The 16,247-nt window shown below is 72.2% G+C and carries 12 protein-coding genes and 1 pseudogene; 2 read left to right on the top strand and 11 right to left on the bottom strand.

The window, feature by feature from the left end:
- Nucleotides 1-52: 52 nt before the first annotated feature.
- Nucleotides 53-292, top strand: coding sequence for a hypothetical protein (locus AB0J66_RS11625; RefSeq protein ID WP_364658805.1), 240 nt, complete (start codon nucleotides 53-55; stop codon nucleotides 290-292).
- Nucleotides 293-298: 6 nt separating this feature from the next.
- Here AB0J66_RS11625 and AB0J66_RS11620 read toward each other — a convergent pair whose 3' ends face one another.
- The 8 genes and pseudogenes from AB0J66_RS11620 to AB0J66_RS11585 all read right to left on the bottom strand — a co-directional run bounded on the left by AB0J66_RS11620 (nucleotide 299) and on the right by AB0J66_RS11585 (nucleotide 8,628).
- Nucleotides 299-1,036, bottom strand: coding sequence for a pseudouridine synthase (locus tag AB0J66_RS11620; RefSeq protein ID WP_364658803.1), 738 nt, complete (start codon nucleotides 1,034-1,036; stop codon nucleotides 299-301).
- On the bottom strand, nucleotides 1,023-1,835 hold the full coding sequence (scpB, locus tag AB0J66_RS11615; RefSeq protein ID WP_364659465.1) for an SMC-Scp complex subunit ScpB: 813 nt from the start codon (nucleotides 1,833-1,835) through the stop codon (nucleotides 1,023-1,025). Before scpB ends, AB0J66_RS11620 begins: the two co-directional genes overlap by 14 nt.
- A 1,610-nt stretch (nucleotides 1,836-3,445) precedes the next feature.
- Nucleotides 3,446-4,315: pseudogene (locus tag AB0J66_RS11610) on the bottom strand (segregation/condensation protein A); the annotation flags it as partial.
- Between the two features lie 94 nt (nucleotides 4,316-4,409).
- A complete protein-coding gene (locus AB0J66_RS11605; protein ID WP_364658801.1) occupies nucleotides 4,410-5,078 on the bottom strand; it encodes a hypothetical protein in 669 nt (222 codons plus the stop codon).
- Nucleotides 5,079-5,081: 3 nt separating this feature from the next.
- On the bottom strand, nucleotides 5,082-6,014 hold the full coding sequence (locus AB0J66_RS11600) for an AAA family ATPase (RefSeq protein WP_364658799.1): 933 nt from the start codon (nucleotides 6,012-6,014) through the stop codon (nucleotides 5,082-5,084).
- Nucleotides 6,015-6,126: 112 nt separating this feature from the next.
- Complete coding sequence (locus tag AB0J66_RS11595; protein WP_364659463.1) at nucleotides 6,127-7,038, bottom strand: site-specific tyrosine recombinase XerD; 912 nt, start codon at nucleotides 7,036-7,038, stop codon at nucleotides 6,127-6,129.
- Nucleotides 7,035-8,150 (bottom strand): alanine dehydrogenase, encoded by a 1,116-nt coding sequence (gene ald, locus AB0J66_RS11590; RefSeq protein ID WP_364658797.1) that lies wholly within the window; start codon nucleotides 8,148-8,150, stop codon nucleotides 7,035-7,037. Before ald ends, AB0J66_RS11595 begins: the two co-directional genes overlap by 4 nt.
- 91 nt (nucleotides 8,151-8,241) lie before the next feature.
- Nucleotides 8,242-8,628: a PPOX class F420-dependent oxidoreductase gene (locus tag AB0J66_RS11585; protein ID WP_364658795.1), complete on the bottom strand. Its 387-nt coding sequence runs from the start codon at nucleotides 8,626-8,628 to the stop codon at nucleotides 8,242-8,244.
- 60 nt (nucleotides 8,629-8,688) lie between these two features.
- Here AB0J66_RS11585 and AB0J66_RS11580 point away from each other — a divergent pair, with 60 nt between their 5' ends.
- Nucleotides 8,689-8,874, top strand: a complete 186-nt coding sequence (locus AB0J66_RS11580) for a hypothetical protein (RefSeq protein ID WP_364658793.1) — start codon at nucleotides 8,689-8,691, stop codon at nucleotides 8,872-8,874.
- Here AB0J66_RS11580 and AB0J66_RS11575 read toward each other — a convergent pair.
- The 3 genes from AB0J66_RS11575 to AB0J66_RS11565 are packed head-to-tail and all read right to left on the bottom strand — an operon-like array spanning nucleotide 8,838 to nucleotide 15,870.
- Nucleotides 8,838-13,256, bottom strand: coding sequence for an SbcC/MukB-like Walker B domain-containing protein (locus tag AB0J66_RS11575; RefSeq protein ID WP_364658791.1), 4,419 nt, complete (start codon nucleotides 13,254-13,256; stop codon nucleotides 8,838-8,840). The two genes, AB0J66_RS11580 and AB0J66_RS11575, sit on opposite strands and share 37 nt — an antisense overlap.
- Nucleotides 13,253-14,380 carry a TIGR02678 family protein gene (locus tag AB0J66_RS11570; protein ID WP_364658789.1) on the bottom strand — a complete coding sequence of 376 codons (1,128 nt, stop codon included), beginning with the start codon at nucleotides 14,378-14,380 and terminating at the stop codon, nucleotides 13,253-13,255. Before AB0J66_RS11570 ends, AB0J66_RS11575 begins: the two co-directional genes overlap by 4 nt.
- Nucleotides 14,377-15,870, bottom strand: coding sequence for a DUF2397 domain-containing protein (locus AB0J66_RS11565; protein ID WP_364658788.1), 1,494 nt, complete (start codon nucleotides 15,868-15,870; stop codon nucleotides 14,377-14,379). Before AB0J66_RS11565 ends, AB0J66_RS11570 begins: the two co-directional genes overlap by 4 nt.
- Between the last annotated feature and the right edge of the window lie 377 nt (nucleotides 15,871-16,247).

The following is a 16,247-nucleotide window of genomic DNA, read 5'->3' as shown; positions in this document are numbered from 1 at the left end:
GCGCGGGCAAAATGCCCCGTTAGTTACGGGCCGGGCCGGGCATTTGGAGGTCATGACCGAACAACCGCACCGCATCGACATCAGGCAGGGCGACGAGCCGGACGGCACCTCGGCCTACGCGGCCTCGCTGCGCCCGCCGGGCCACTCCGTCGACCCGGGTGTCCCCGAGGACGAGCGGGCCGACCGCGCCCCCGAGGACCGGTCGGGTGAGCGGGGCGGCGGCGTCGCCGACCGTTCCGGCTACGACTCGCGCAGCCTGGCCGGCGACAGCCCGAATTACCGCCCGGAATGAGGGTGGTCAGTCGCCGGCGGCCTTGAACAGGGCGGCGACCTCGGCCATGGACAGGTGACGGAAGCCGCCGGGCCGCAGGTCGCCGAGCCGGATCGGGCCGACCGAGGTGCGGATCAGCCGGGTCACCGGGTGACCGACCTCCTCCATCATCCGGCGGACGATGTGCTTGCGGCCCTCGTGCAGCGTGATCTCGACCTGGGCCGTCTTGCCCAGCGCGCCGACCAGCTTGAACGCGTCGGCCTTGGCCGGGCCGTCCTCGAGTTCGATGCCGTTGAGCAGCTGGCGCCCGACGTTGCGGGGCAGCGGCCCGTTGATCACCTCGGCCAGGTACGTCTTCTGGATCTCGTACCGCGGGTGGGTCAGCTTGTTGGTGAGGTCGCCGTCGTTGGTGATGAGCAGCAGGCCCTCGCTGTCGGCGTCGAGACGCCCCACGTGGTGGAGCCGGGTGCCGAACTGCCCGAGGAAGTCGGCGAGCTCGGTGCGGCCCTTCTCGTCGTCGAGCGACGACACGACACCGCGTGGCTTGTTCATCGCGATGTACATGAGCTTGGTGTCGGTGACGATCCGCTGGCCGTCAACGTGGATCTCGGCAGTGTTGGGGTCGACCTTGTCGCCGAGTTTGGCGACCTTGCCGTTGACCGTCACGCGCCGGCGGAAGATCAGGTCTTCGCAGGCGCGGCGGGATCCAACACCGGCGGCGGCCAGCACTTTCTGGAGGCGTTCGGCGGTGTCAGCCTGAGGCATCGAGCACTTCTTCCACGTCGTCGGGCAGGAACGGAGCGAGCGGCGGCAGCTGGTCGACCGAGTTGAGACCCAGTTTCTCCAGGAAGAGCGCCGTCGTGCGATACAGGTGTGCCCCGGTTTCGCTCTCCGTGCCGCATTCCTCGATCAGGCCGCGCGTCACAAGCGTACGCATGACCCCATCGCAGTTCACACCGCGGATGGCGGAGATGCGCGACCGGGTCACCGGCTGCTTGTAAGCAACTACGGCCAGTGTCTCCAGGGCCGCCTGGGTCAGCCGGACGGACTGCCCGTCGAGCACAAACCGCTCCACATACGCCGCATATTCCGGCCGCGTGTAGAGACGCCAGCCACCCGCCACCCGCCGAAGATCAAACCCGTGCCCCGCCGCCGTGTACCGCGCCGACAGGTCCTCCAACATCACCCCGACCCGCTCGGTCGGCTGCTCCAAGATCTGCGCGAGCTGCATCTCGGCCACCGGCTCATCGACGACCAGCATGATCGCCTCCAGCGCCGCCGCCAGCTCCGCGTCGTCGGTCAACCCCGGAAGGTCAACTTCCTCGGATGTACGCGTCGTGGCGTCCACAACCGCAGGAGCACCCCGCCGGCCCTTGCGCCCCTGTTCCGGCACCGCCGCGCCGGCCGCCCCCTCGCTCCGCTCGGCGCCGCCTACCCGCGGCTGGTCAACCTCGACCACCCCGTCCGGCCGGCCCCCACTCAGCGCCGCGTCAGCATCCTCGACCGGCACCTCGACGTCATCGTCATCGTCGTCGTCGTCGTAATCACGGTCCGACGCCGGCACCTCCTCCGAGAACGGCAGATCGTTCTCCCCGTCATCACTGACGTCATCATCGGCCGCCGCGTCGAACACATCCCCCGCGTCGTCCCCGTCCTCCGGCAACGGCGCGTCAACCGGATCCCCTTCGTCGTCGACGAGCTCAGCCTCAGCCGCCTCCTCGACCGCCTCCGGCACCGCCAACTCCGGCCCCGGCGAAACCGCCACGGTCCCCTGCCCCGCCGCCCCCTCATCGAGCGGCGCGTCAACCGGAATCCGATCCTCCCCGGCCTCACCCAGAGCCGGCTCCTCAGCGTCCCCAGCCGCCGACTCCCCCGCCTTCGCGACCGCTGACTCCCCCGCCTTGCCGACCGCAGACTCGTCCGCCTCCGCGACCGCAGACTCAGCCGCCTTCCTGAGCGCGGACTCATCCGCGCCCCCGGCGGAAGGCTCCCCCGCCGCGCCGGCCGTGGTCTCTTCAGCGTCCCGGGGGGCGGGCTCCTCCCCCGGCGGATTGGGCTGCTCGAACGCCGGATCGAAGTCGTCATCCGAGTCGAGCCCGGCCTCTTCGAGCTCGTCCCCATCCTCAGGCATCTGCCGGTTGTCCGACGCCCCCGCCGCGCTCCCCACCGGCCCGTGCTGAGCCCGCCGCTCCTCAGCCCAGTTCCCGTCCCCGCTGGACGACGTCGGCACCGCCGCCGACCACTCCCGCTCACCCGGCTCCGAGCCCGCGGCCGCCGCCACCCGCCCGGCCGTTTCCCGGTCAGCCCCCGATTCGGCGGCCGACTCCGTGTCAGCTTCCGCGTCGACGGCCGACTCCGTGTCAGCGCCCGAGTCCCGCCCCGCGTCCTCTTCCCCGCGCGCCAGCTCGGCCCGGGCCTCTTCCTCGGCCGCCGCCTGGAACTGTCGATCGGGGGTCCGCGGCGCCCGCTCCCACGGGGGCACCCAGGCCGCCGCCTGCGCCGCAAGTGAGTCGGCCTGCTCCTCGCTGCTCACGATCGTTCCTCCGCGTCGTCGTCTACCCCGCCAAGATCATCGCCATCCGGGCCCACGTCAAGCCGGCCCTCCCGCGACATCCCCGCTTCGGCCGAGCTCGAATCCCCCGACTCCGCCACACCGCCGGCGCCATCGCGCCCACCAGCCCGACTCGCCGCGTCGGCCCCGTCCGAGGGAGCCCCGGCCTCGGGAACAGCGGCATCGACCGTATCGAGCTGATCATCCAGGTCGCGCTGGCCGCGGTCGGCGTCAGCATCGTCGCCGGCGTTCGCGGCCGCGCCACGTTCGCCCGCGACCGCTCCCGCCGAGCCCAAACCCGGCACGTCGCCGAGGACGTCGGCCCCTCGCGCTGCAGTCGGCGGGTCTACAGGCTCGCCGCCGTCTTGGGCCTGGTCGGCCGCCGCTCCCGACAGCTCCCACACCACTTCCGGCGGGTCAGGCAGCTCGTCACCGTCATGACTCTGGTCCGCGTCCGCGGCCGGCAGCTCCCACACCACCTCCGGCGGGTCGGGGAACTCGTCGTCATCATCGAGCTCGTCCTCGTCCGGCAGGTCCGGCAGCACGGCCCTCGGCTCGTCGTCATCGCCGGGCTCGTCGGGGGCGGGATCCGCTGCCGCCTCACCCGCGGGCTTGTCGTCGTCGGTGGGCTTGGTGCCCTCGTAGTCGTCGATGTCGAGCTCGACGTCCGACGCGTCGCCGCCGATCCAGCGGACGGTCAGCTCATCGAGTGACACCGGCTGCTCGAAGTCGACCAGGCCCTCCCGGTAGAGCTCCAGCAAAGCCAGGAAGCGCGCCACCACCTCAAGCGTGTTGTCGCAGTCGGCGACCAGCAGCGAGAACGTCGCCGAGCCGGCCCGGCGGAGCCGGTCGCGCAAAAGGGCCGCATGCTCGCGGACGCTGACCCGCACCTGGTGGATGTGGGCGATCGACACCTGCGGCGGCCCCGGCTTGGGCACGAACTGCTTCAGCGCCAGCTTGAACAATCGCTCCGGCCCGATGCCCAGCACGAGGTCGGGCAGCGCCTCCGAGTACCGCGGCTCCATCGACACCGCGCGCGGCCACCGTTTGCCCCCGGTGAACTCGAGCTCGGCGATGTGGGCCGCGGCCTCCTTGTACGCCTTGTACTGCAGCAGCCGGGCGAACAGCAGGTCGCGGGCCTCGAGCAGGGCGAGGTCTTCCTCGTCCTCGACGTCGGCCGCGGGCAGCAGCCGGGCCGCCTTCAGGTCGAGCAGGGTGGCCGCCACCAGCAGGAACTCGCTGGTCTCGCCGAGATCCCAGTCGTCGCCCATGGCCCGGATGTACGCGATGAAGTCGTCGGTCACCTGATGCAGCGCGATTTCGGTGACGTCGAGCTTGTGCTTCCCGATCAGCTGCAGCAGTAGGTCGAACGGCCCGGTGAAGTTGTCGAGCCGCACGAGGAATTTGCCCGAATCGTCCGCAGCGGGGTCGGGCGCATCGGAAGGCGCGGCTGGGGGGACAAGCTCTTCAGGCACCTGCTGACCGTAGTCCACGGGTACGACAACTTGCTCAGTGCTCACGCCACCCCTCTCGCCCGTACCGTTTAAACGGGACAAATCCCGAAACGGTACGCGACGATGAGGAAGATCAACCCCAGAGGCGAACGAAGACGAGCCCGAGCGCGTCCAGGATGCGCAGCAGGAACGGCGCCCCGAACGGGAAGATGCACAGGATCAGCAGGACCAGGACCCCGATGTTCTTGTCCTCGAACCACAGCCGCATCCACTGCATGCCGTTGCCCGGCCGGGGCAGCGCCGAGTACAGCGCCCCGAACCCGTCCAGCGGCGGGATCGGAATGATGGCCAGGATGCCGAACGTCAGCAATCCGACCGCCAGCGACAGCAGAATCTGCTCCCCCACCGGCAGGTCGATCCCGAGCAGCACATCCCCCGGCCCGATGAAGGCGAGATAGTTGTCCGGATAAGCAAGCGCGTAGGCCAGCATCAACAGCTGCGACACCACGATGCAGAGCAGCGGCCCGGCCAGGAAGACCGCCACCGCGCGGCCGCGGCCCCGCCACCGCGGCACCTCGTCCACCGAGAGCATCTTGCCCCAGCCCATGCCCCCGATGGCCGCCGCCACCGCGCCGAACGGGTCCACGTCCTCGCGGAGCCGCGGCGTGATCGACTCGCGGCGGTCGGACAGGCCCAACGACCGCGACGTCACGCGGATGGCGACGGCCCGCAGCACCAGGCCGAGCAGGAAGGAGACGACCAGGGCGACGAACGCCACCGGCTCACCGAGCGCGTAGAGCACCTCTCAGCCGCGCTCCACCTTGGCCGCGATGACCTCGCGGGCCAGCTGGCGGTAGTTGCGGGCGCCGGAGGACGCCGGGTCGAGCGTGGTGATCGGTGCGCCGGCCACCGTGGACTCGGGGAACTTCACGGTCTTGGTGATGACCGTCTGGTACACCTTGTCGCCGAACGCCTCCACGACCCGCTGCAGCACCTGGCGGCAGTGGGTGGTGCGGCTGTCGTACATGGTGGCCAGGATGCCCTCGAGCTCGAGGTCGAAGTTGAGCCGCTCGCGGACCTTGTCGATGGTGTCGAGCAGCAGCGCCACGCCCCGCAGGGAGAAGAACTCGCACTCGAGCGGGATGAGCACGCCGTGCGCGATGGTCAGCGCGTTGATCGCCAGCAGGCCCAGCGAGGGCTGGCAGTCGATCAGGATGAAGTCGTACTCCTTGCGGACCGAGCGCAGGGCCCGGGCCAGCGCCATCTCGCGCGCGACCTCGTTGACCAGCTGGATCTCGGCCGCCGAGAGGTCGATGTTGGCCGGCAGCAGGTGCAGGCCGGCCACGTCGGTCTTGATGATGACGTCCTCGGTGGCCACGTCGTCCTGCATGAGCAGGTTGTAGACGCTCAGGTCGAGGTTGTGCGGGTTGACGCCGAGACCGACCGAGCACGCGCCCTGGGGGTCGAAGTCGACGAGCAGGACCTTGCGGCCGTACTCGGCGAGCGCCGCGCCCAGGTTGATCGTGGTGGTCGTCTTGCCGACGCCGCCCTTCTGGTTGGCCAGGGCGATGATCCGCGCGGGGCCGTGCCGGTCGGTCGGCATCGGCTCGGGGATCGGACGGCGCATGGTGTACGCCGTGGGGTCCGCCGGACCCAGGTCGGCCCCGAGATCCAAAGAGCTCTGCTGCTCCCGGAGCGCAGAGGTCCAGGCCTCGGCCCGATCGCCAGTTCCTGACATTCCCCCAGCCCCCTCTCGACTCGCAGCCGGAGCCGATGCCCGACTCTACGCCACGCGCGCCGCAACTCCGGGGTCAGCTGTCGGCGTGTCGCCCGAGACGGATGCGCAGCGTCTAACGAGCGCGCGGGTGAGCGGTCGCGTACACCTCACGCAGTCGGTCGACTGTGACCAAGGTGTACACCTGAGTAGTCGTCACCGAAGCGTGACCCAACAGCTCCTGAACCACGCGCACATCGGCCCCGCCGTCGAGCAGATGGGTCGCGTATGAGTGACGGAGCGTGTGCGGCGAGACCGCATGTGGACCGTCCACCGGGAGATCGGCGGCGATCGCCGCCCGGCGCAGGATCATCCAGGCACCCTGCCGGGACAGCCGGCCACCGCGCGCGTTCAGGAACACGGCCGGCGTCCCCTTCCCGTTGGCCGCGAGCGCCGGCCTCCCGCGTACGGCATAAGCGTCAAGCGCAGCGCGAGCGAAGCCACCCACCGGAACCAGGCGGGTCTTGCCGCCCTTGCCCCGCAGGATCGCCGAGGGGTCCTCGGCCAGCATCAGGTCGTCGATGTCGGCCCCGATCGCCTCGGAGATCCGCGCCCCGGTGCCGTAGAGGAACTCCAGCAGCGCCTTGTCGCGCAGCCCGCGCGGCGTGTCCTCGGGCACCGCGAGCAGCCGCGTCACCTGTTCGACGTCGAGCGCCTTGGGCAGGCGCCTGGGCAGCGCCGGCGGCTTGACGTCGGCTGCCACGTCGACGCCGACCAGGCCCTCGCGGGCGGCGAAGCGGTGCAGGCCCCGGACCGCGCTGATGGCCCGAGCGGCCGAGGAGGCGGCCAGCCCCTCCTCGTGCAGCAGGGCGAGATGATCGGTGACGGCCGAGGCCCGGACTTCGGACAAATCGGCCACTCCCGCGGCGGCGAGGGCCGCCGCGTAACGGTCAAGATCGCGGCGGTACGACTCCACGGTGTTCCGCGCCATGCCCCGCTCGACGGTCAGATGGTCGAGGTAGGCCGTGATCGCCTGCTCGAGGGTCAGCGCAGCACCTCGGTCAGGGCCAGGGTCTGCATGCCGTGCGCCTCCGCGACCGGTCCGTAGGTGACGTGCCCGTCGTGGGTGTTCAGGCCCAGCGCGAGCGCGGCGTCGGCCTTGAGCGCGTGCCGCCAGCCGAGGTTCGCCAGCTCCAGAGCGTACGGCAGGGTGACGTTGGTCAGCGCGTAGGTGCTGGTGTGCGGGACCGAACCCGGCATGTTGGCCACGCAGTAGAACAGCGAGTTGTGCACCTGATAGACCGGGTCGGCGTGGGTGGTCGGCCGCGAGTCCTCGAAGCAGCCGCCCTGGTCGATCGAGATGTCGACCAGCACACTGCCCGGCTTCATCCGCGCCACCAGGTCGTTCGGCACCAGGTTGGGCGCCTTCGCGCCGGGCACCAGCACGGCCCCGATCACCAGGTCGGCGTCCATCACGGCCTTCTCGATCTCGTACGCGTTCGAGGCCACCGTCTGCAGGTGCCCGCGGTAGTCGGCGTCGGCCGCCCGCAGCTTGGCGATGTTGCGGTCGAGCACCAGGATCTCGGCCTGCATGCCGAGCGCGATCGCGGCCGCGTTCATGCCCGAGACGCCGGCCCCGATGACCACGACCTTCGCCGCATAGACCCCAGGGACACCACCCATCAGCACGCCTCGTCCACCACCCGAGCGCATCAGGTGGTACGCGCCGACCTGCGGGGCGAGCCGCCCGGCGACCTCGGACATCGGGGCCAGCAGCGGCAGCGACCGGTCGGGCAGCTCGACCGTCTCGTACGCGATGCCGGTGACCTTTCGGTCGAGCAGCGCGTCGGTGCACTCCTTGGACGCGGCCAGGTGCAGATAGGTGAACAGGACCTGCCCCGGCCGCATCCGCGGGTACTCCTCGGCGATCGGCTCCTTGACCTTGAGGATCAGCTCGGCCGTGCCCCAGACGTCGTCGGCCGAGGCGACGATGGTCGCGCCCGCCGCCTGGTAGTCGCCGTCGGTGATCGACGACCCGTTACCGGCGCCGGCCTGCACGAACACCTCGTGCCCGGCCCGCCGGAACTCGTACACGCCGGCCGGGGTGATCGCGACCCGGAACTCGTTGTTCTTGACCTCGCTGGGAATGCCGACCTTCACGGCACCGTCCTTCCACTCGACGCTGAGCGTTCTTTTTGGACGGTACGGTAAGTTCCCGATCACGGCGGCTGAAAACCGCCGCGCGAGGCCGTCAGGTGGTGACGTTCCGGCTGTTCACGGTCAGGGCGTGGGCGTCGACGTCCGGCTGGTCCAGCCCGAAGCTCAGGACGCGCCGCGGGTGAATGCGAATGATCTCCCCGATGGCCTCGGCGGTGCCGCGGATCTCCACGCAGCGCACCCGCCACGGGTCGACCGACGGGACATCGTCGACCACGAAGGCGATCTGTCCGTTAGCTAGCACGTTGCGATATTTGCGGCTCTTCGACATGTTGTGACCGGGGATGTCGATCGTCCCGGCGGCGGCGTCGACCCGGAACCCGACGGGGCTGTTCTGCAGCGTGCCGTCCGGTCGCAGGGTGGCCAGGCGGCCCAGCGGCTGCCCCTGCAGATAGGCGATCTCGAGCTCGGTGAAAGGCATGATCGCAGGTTGCAACCTCAACCTTCGTTGAAGTCAAGCCGTACGGGGTATGTCCCGATCATGAGTGACATCAACCCCGAGACCGAATACTCCGAGTACGCCGCCGACGAGGGGCCCAGCTCGCCCGACGCCGCCCAGGAGCGCGAGCACCCCGAGCAGGAGGCCCACGGCGGCAGCATGGCCCCGGGCCTCGTCGACGACGCCGGCAATCAGGTCGAGGAGGCGCCCCCCGCCCCGGCCACCTGAGCCTCGTCCCGGCTCAAGTCAGCCTCCCGGGTCAAGTCAGCGAACAAGTCGGGCCGGTCCGGGTCCTCGATGGGGCGTCGCGGGGCGAGCACCGTGGCGGCCGTGTCGGCGACCGGGACCGCCTCCAGGGTGCGGCCGGCCCACAGCATCAGCGACAGGTCGACCCCGGCCAGCGGGGCCGGGGCCCGCGACACGGTCCAGACCGCGGCCGAGGGCACCTGGGCCGCGGCCACCAGCGGGGCCGGGCCGGCCAGCAGGAAGTCCAGGTCGAAGTCGACCAGCAGGCGCAGCATGGTAGCCCGGTTGGCCGGGTCGACGCCCTCGAACGCCTCGTCCAGCCAGAGCGGCCGCGGCGCGTCGGCCGAGCGCGAATAGAGCGCGACCAGCGTGGCCAGCAGCGGCTGGAGCAGCGTGACGACCTTGCCGCCGCCCGAGTCGACGCCGTGCACCTGCTTGGTCAGCGGCTTCCAGTCGCCGCCCTCGACCCGGTAGTAGCAGACACAGTCGAACCAGGCCCGGTAGTCGAGCAGTCCGGCCAGGTGCTTGACCCACTCGTCGGTGCCGATCACGCCGGAGTCCTGGGCCTCCCGCAGCCGGTCGCTGAGGAAGAGCCGGATCTGCTCCTGGGCCGAATCCGACTCGACCCGGCCCTCCTCCAACGCCCGCAGCAGGTTGAACCCGTGCTGCTGCCCGTCGGCGGGCCGGCGCCGGATCTGCAGCACCGTCTTGTTGGCCCCGGTCGGATGCCGCAGCAGCACCTCGTTCACCGTGGTCAGCAGCGTGACGACCCGGGTCATCCGGTCGGCCAGGTGGTCGATGAAGGTCGACGACAACAACTCGGCGTACATCTGGTGCAGCTTCTCGTCGTGCGTGGCCGACAGCTCAGCCACCGCCTGATCGAGCCGCTCCACCGCCGCCGGCGGGTCGAGCGGCGTCCCGGCCGCGTCGACCACCAGCATGATCGACGGCAGCGGCTGCCCCTCGTCCGCCTCCCCGACGATCACCGACCGCCCACCGGACGCCTCCAGCAGCGTCTGCAGCTCGGTCATCGCCCCCCGCAGCGCCCGCTGCATCGCGGTGTCGACCCGCCGCTCCCGATCGGCCGCAGACTCCGGCCACGACGGCGGCTTGACGACCTCGACCGCGATCCGCGCCTGAGCCAGCGCGTCCGCCAGCGTGCGCCCCGGCCGCCCACCCGCTACGTCGCCCGCCGCGGAGCCGCCCGCCGCGGAGCCGCCCGCCGCGGAGCCGCCCGCCGAGCCGTCAGAGCTGGCTGAGCCGTCAGAGCCGGCCGAGTCGTCGAGCTCGCCGATGCTGCGAGCCGCGGCGATTCCGGCGTCCACCGGCACCCACCACGCGCGCGCCGCCGCCTCGCGGTCGGCGATCGCGGCGGTCACCGCGTCCTCGCGGCGCTGCCACTCCCCCTCGGCCGTGCTGGCCGCGGCGGCGAGCGTCAGCCCGCGCTGGCGGCTGGCCGCGATGGCCCGGTCGCGCTCGCGGATCTGCTCCTCCAGCTCGGCCGAGCGGGCGAACTGCTCCCGGTCGTCCAGGCTGACCGAGGCCTCGGCCTCGCCCGCTTCGGCGTCGAGCCGGGCCGCGGTCACCGCGGCCTCGCCGACCGCCCGGGTGGCCGCGCCCTGCGCTGCCTCGGCCGCCTCGACGCCCGTCGCGGCGGTGGCGACGGCCCGTTCGGCGACGTCCTGATCCTTGAGCGCCAGCCGCAGGGAACCGGCCGCCAGCGCCGCCGAATCCAGCGCCGTCCCGACCGCGTCGAGCTGCTCGTCCGAGGTGGGCAGCCCATGCTCGTCGGCGTAGCCAGTCACCGCCATGGTGGCGGCGTCGGCCTCCTCCTTGGCGGCCGCCCCCTTGTCGGCGGCCAGGGCATGCGCCGTCTCGGCCCGATCGCGTTCCTTGGTGGCGACCGCCAGGCTGATCGCCGCGGCCACCACGTCGGCATCACTCGGCGCCGCGGTCACCGCCGCGCGCAGCACCGCTATCCGCTCGGTCAGCTCGCCCGCCTGCCGCGTCAGCTCCTCGGCCGCCTCCCGATCGGCCGCCGCCTGCTCCCGCAACGCCGCGATCTGCCGCCGCCGCGCCGCGGCCCGGGCCGCCGCACCGATCAGCTCCGCGCCGTCGGTGGCCCGCCCCGCCTGTCCTTCAGCGATCGGCGTACGCCACCGCCCATCCCCTGCGATGACAAAGTCACCGCCGATCGGCTCCCCTGTCCGGACATACCCGATACGTCGGAGAATCCGCAGAACCGTGGCTCCCAGCGGCCCCGCGTCCTCCGCCGGCTGCAGGACAGCGGTCAACGAACCGTCATCAAGAGCGCTCAGCGGCCCCGAAGCGACCGAATCCGCTCCGTCGCGGTCGCCCGACCACGCGCCGTCCTCCGTCACCCAAGCGTCGAGCAGCCCGGCCGCCGCCAGGGCCGCCTCGACGTGATCGAGCACCTCGGCCGGCACCTCACCGGCCGGATCGACCAATCGCCACAGCGGTGCCCCGGCCGCACCGGGAAAAGGCGGCCGTTCGCGACGGCTCCACCCCACGGGAGCGGCCGGCCGCGGATCGCCCGCCTCGCCCAACGTCGCCGCCTCGCGCTCGGCCTGCTCGGCCCGCTGCGTCGCCGCGCGAGCTTCGGCCCGCGCCGTGGCGATCTCCTCCGTGAGCGGTCCTACGGAAGGGTCGAGCCACTCCCGTGTGAGGAGCCCGCCCAGCACCTCTCGCGGGCGTACGGCATGGGTCTGCGAAACCACCTCCCGCACCCAGTCGTCGCGCAGCGCGACCGGCGGCACCGCCGTCGGGAGGGCGACCGCCCATCGCTCCAGATCGTCCGAAAGCTGCTGCACGGCGTCGGTCAGGGCCGACGCCGCCGTTTCCGCCGCCGCCGCGCGGGAGCGTTCCTCGTCGCGTAGGCGGACCGCCGTGGCCGACTCGGCCTGCCAGCGCCCCACCGCCGTCGCCGCGGCCCGGGTCAGCTTGCGCAGCGCCGTCACCTGGGCCCGGCGGGCGGCCACGGCGGCGTCGATCCGGTCGACGTCGCCCTCGCCGGCCCACTGCGCGGCCAGTCCCGCCGCCGAAAGCGCCGCGCCCGCGTGCGAGAGCGCCGCCGACGCCGCCGTTCGCGCGCTGTCGAACCGCCCGGTCGCCTCCGAGTGCGCGGCCCCCGCGGCTTCGAGCGCGACGACCGTACCGGCCAGGTTCTTCCGCGCCGTCTCCTCGGCGACCGTGGCCGCCGCGGCGTCGCGGCGCATCCGTTCCGCGTTCTGCGCGCGGCCGGTCGCGTCCCGATAAGCGGCCGAGCGCAACAGCTGAGTGAGAGCCGCGCGCGACCGCTGAACGTCCGCTTCCAGCTCGTCGCTGCGCTCGGTCTCCGCGGTCAACGCCGCGCGAGCCTGGGCGAGAGCACCCTCCGCGGTCTCGGCCGCCGACGCCGCCGCGGTCACTCCAGCGTCCGCGGCCAGCAGATCGTCCGCCCGGGCCCGCAGCAGCGCGTCGGCCCACGGCCGCCAGGCCCGCGCTAGGTAGACCCCGACCGCGTCCCGGGCCGCCAGCGCGTGGTCGCGGTCGCGGCCGAGCTGCTCCAGTTGTTGCCAGCCGTCGGCCAGCTTGTCCACCTCGGACTCGGCCACCGCGGGCAGGCTCATCCGGATCTGCTCGGTGAACCAGTCCGGGTTGAGCTTCTGGCCCAGGTGCGGCGTGCGCAGCACCTTCAGCATCTCGAGCACGGTGGCGAACCGGTCGTCGTCGGAGAAGCCGAACAGGTCGTTGGCGATCCGGGCCGCGTACCGCTTGCCGCTCCGCATCACCTCGAGGCCGGCCACGCCCGCCAGCTCCTTGGGCTCGACCGCCGAGGAGCCCACGGCCAGGGTGAGACCGTCGCGGACCCGGACCGCGCCGCGGCAGATGATCCACACCGGGTCGAGCTGGCTGACGCCACGCTTGGCCTGGGCGTAGAGCATCGTGGTGAAGAACTCGGGGCCGTCCTCGCCGAGCCGGCCGTACTCGACCCAGGCCCAACCGCGGTGAGTGGAGCCGGTGGCCTCCCGGCGGTCGCGGGCGTCGTCGGTCGGCTCGACGTAGTAGCGGAACGACTTGTCGGACTGGCCGAACGTGTCGATGTACTGCCGGTCGAGGCTGCCCGACAGCATGATCAGCGTGGTCAGGGCCATCAGCGTCGACTTGCCGGACTGGTTGGCCCCGACGAACTGCGCCCGCCCGTCGGCGAACCAGTACTCGGCCGCGTCGAACTCCCACAACCCGACGCAGCCGGCCCGCAACACCTGCCAGCGCGAGCGCACCGGCGAGGGCAGGCCACCGTGGGCGGCGGAATCCCGCCAGGCGGTCAGCTGCGCGTCGGTGGCTTCGGGAGACAGGGTCATCGGGCGGGCTCCGTGTTGTCGGTGATCGTCACGTCGGGGTCGCGGTACCGGCCCGCGACGGGCAGCAGGGTCCACGAGCCGTCCCAGCCCACGCGGAGCAGGCCGAGCTCGGTCAGCATGCGTTCGGCGTCGCGCCGCACGGTGCCGGGCACGGTCTTCTGCGGGACGGTCATGTAGTCGCCGCGCCAGCTGATCAGGTCGTCGACCACGGCGTCGACCTGGTCGGTGCTCAGGTGCACGGTGCCGTCGGCGTGCCGGGTGCCGTCGCGGCCGGCCTGGTCGGCCATGAGCAGCGCCACCCAGTCGACGGCGCGGGCCCGGGGCCACTCGGCGACCGTGGGCGGGCGGACCTCGTCGTCGGCCAGCACCACGAGCAGGCCCTCGCTGCGCGCCTCGATCGTGCCGCCGGTCATCTGGGCCACGTCGGCCGCCCGCTGACCGCGATGGGCGCGCAACGCCTCCGCCTCGGCCGGCGCCAGATCCCCGTACGGCACGAACGGGGTCTCCAGCAGCGCCCGCAGCTGCGCGACCGTCTCCGAGGCGGTGACCACCCCCGGGTTGAGGGCCAGGTCCATCACGTCCGGGCTGGTCATCAGCAGCAGAGCGTCCCGGTCGACCTCGAAGCCGGCGCCCGGCCCGGTGCCGGACTCGGTCCACTCGTCGAGCAGCCGCTCGTCGCTGGAGCGCTGCCGCAGCACGCCCCAGCTGGTCAAGAAGGCGGCGGAGTCGCGCAGAAGCCGCCGCTGGGTCTGATCGTCCGGGTCGTAGCGGGCGGCCGGCAGCTCGCGGACCATGTCGGACAGCCGCTGCAGGGTGACCCGCCCGGCCACGTCCTCGCAGCACGCGGCCAGGCAGCAGACCAGCGCGAGCATGCGCCGCTCGGGCGCCTCCGCCGGCCGCGGCGGCCGGGTCACCGAGCCCCCGAGCGGCACCCGGATCAGCCGTACGGCCTGGCCGACCCGCTGCACCCGGTAGCCGAGCCGCCGGGCCGCGTCGGTGACGGCCTGCTGATGGCGCAGCACGAGCCGGTAGAGCCGCGGGTCGGCCGCCGCCGTGACCAGCGGCTTGGCCAGCAACCCGGTGAACGCCTGCTGCGCCTCCCGAGCCGACGCCGTCGTCTTCATCGGGAGACCCCCGCGGGCTCGATGTGCAGGCGGATGTCGGGATGCACGAGCCGCCCGTCCGGCGTGTGCACGACCGCGGCCGGCGCGCCCGGCGGCGGCTCGGCCCGCAGCCGCCAGCGGGCATCGCCGGACGTCGCCGAGCGCACCCCGTCGCCGTCGGCCCGGGCCGAGGCCACCACGCCGAGCAGGATCATGAGCATCTGCAGCTCGGGCGAGGTCAGGTCGTGCCACTCGGACAGGCGTAACCCCGACCGGGCCAGCACCGAAGCCTCCGTACGGGCCGCCGCGTCGCGCAGATGCTCGGTGTGCACCCGCGCCGCGAGCCGGCTGGCCGACCGGTCGGTGATCCGCGCCGGCCCGCCCCCGGTCGCCTTCGGACCCTGCTTGCGCAGGCGGGCCGCGACCGGCACGGGCTCGGCGTCCCAGAAGGACGGTTGCCCCACCGCCATCGGCGCCTCACCCGGCAGATGGCGCGCCGAGAACAGTCCCGTCGACGCGCACCACACGTCCCAGGCGCTCTCGTCGTCGGCCGCCGCGTCGATCCGCGTGGCCAGCGCCAGCAGCTCGGCCCGCCGCGACACGTGCCCGCCGACGGCGGCCAGGGTCCGCTGCCCCCGCAGCAGCGGCCCGATCGTGTCCCGCATCTGCCGCCGCAACTTGCGCGCCTGACAATCCGGCCCGTCGAACCATGATCGCAACGTCGCCAGAGTCTGCGCATAAGAGAGGGTCAGCTCGTCGATCGCCGCGTTGTCGGCGTTCGCCCCGAGATGGTGCACCGCGATCCGCCGCCACGTGACCGCGTCGACCTCGCCCAGCTCCCCGATCAGCGCGGTGATCCGCTCCGAATGCGTGTCGACACCCCCGCCCCACATGTCGACATAGCGCCGCAGCGTCTCCTGCACGGTGTTGACCTTGGCCTGATCGGGCGTCCCGGCCAGCGCCCCCGCCAGGCGGGCCTGCCAGCTCGCGGCCGCCCGCGCCATCGCCTGATGCGTCGTCTGAATGACCGACCATGCCGAGGCCGCCGTCGCCGGATCAACCGACGCCGTATCCCGCAGCACACCCAGGTTGGCCGTCAGCACGCTCGGCGCCAGCGTCGCCGCGGCCGCCGACGCCAGATCCTGCCCCAGCGACATGACGGCCCGATGCAGCTCGGCCGCGACCTCGGTCAACTGGTACCGATCCCAGTTCAGGACGAAGTCGGCATCCCGATCCGTCCGGTCCTGGAACACGATCACGACGCCCCATTTCTCCAGCGCCGCCATCCGCTGCTTCAGCGTCTCCTCGGGAATCGTGAGGTCGGCGATCTGCTCCCGCAGCAGCCCCGGCAGATCAGCCGCGGCCACCCCGGTCAGGGTGTGCTGCTGCTCCTCCAGCAGAACCTGAACGATCAGCCTGTACTGAGCGGCATGCCGGCTGGTCAGATAGCTCGCCTGCAGAAGACCCCCGGGCAGCCCCGCCAGCTGCCACAAGTCGGCTTCGTCATCCACGGCGCACCCCCTCCGGCCCGGTCAATCGTTCGCGCTGGCGAGCATAGGCAGGGGGTCCGACAGTTTCACGCACCCGCCCACCGGACCGCGAAAAGAATCACCCCAGCTGTACGCAATCACGATCAGCACCCGCTCCCACCAGCCACGCTGGGTGCCGTCCCGGCCCCCCTGCCGCGGCTGCCGGGTTGTCCTGCAACTAGAGCGCCCAGTAGCAGTACAAATGCCACCCCTCAGCCCGCCCGGCCAACTCCGCCAGCCGCCGCACGAAATCAATGACTCCCTCCGGCTCCGCCCCGGCCACCTCCTCGGTCACCGCAAGCCGCGCCCCCGGCCCGCTCCAGATCCGCCGAGCCAGCCCCCGCCAGCGCATCCCGCAA

The sequence above is a fragment of the Actinoplanes sp. NPDC049598 genome (assembly GCF_040675435.1).
In the GTDB taxonomy this organism is placed as follows: domain Bacteria; phylum Actinomycetota; class Actinomycetes; order Mycobacteriales; family Micromonosporaceae; genus Actinoplanes.
This window is presented reverse-complemented; position numbering and strand designations above follow the sequence as displayed.

Bases quoted from the DNA above. Each gene is read 5' to 3' on its own strand.
- AB0J66_RS11625 (WP_364658805.1), top strand. From the start codon at position 53: ATGACCGAACAACCGCACCGCATCGACATCAGGCAGGGCGACGAGCCG.
- AB0J66_RS11620 (WP_364658803.1), bottom strand. From the start codon at position 1,036: ATGCCTCAGGCTGACACCGCCGAACGCCTCCAGAAAGTGCTGGCCGCC.
- AB0J66_RS11600 (WP_364658799.1), bottom strand. From the start codon at position 6,014: ATGTCAGGAACTGGCGATCGGGCCGAGGCCTGGACCTCTGCGCTCCGG.
- AB0J66_RS11585 (WP_364658795.1), bottom strand. From the start codon at position 8,628: ATGCCTTTCACCGAGCTCGAGATCGCCTATCTGCAGGGGCAGCCGCTG.
- AB0J66_RS11580 (WP_364658793.1), top strand. From the start codon at position 8,689: ATGAGTGACATCAACCCCGAGACCGAATACTCCGAGTACGCCGCCGAC.
- AB0J66_RS11575 (WP_364658791.1), bottom strand. From the start codon at position 13,256: ATGACCCTGTCTCCCGAAGCCACCGACGCGCAGCTGACCGCCTGGCGG.
- AB0J66_RS11570 (WP_364658789.1), bottom strand. From the start codon at position 14,380: ATGAAGACGACGGCGTCGGCTCGGGAGGCGCAGCAGGCGTTCACCGGG.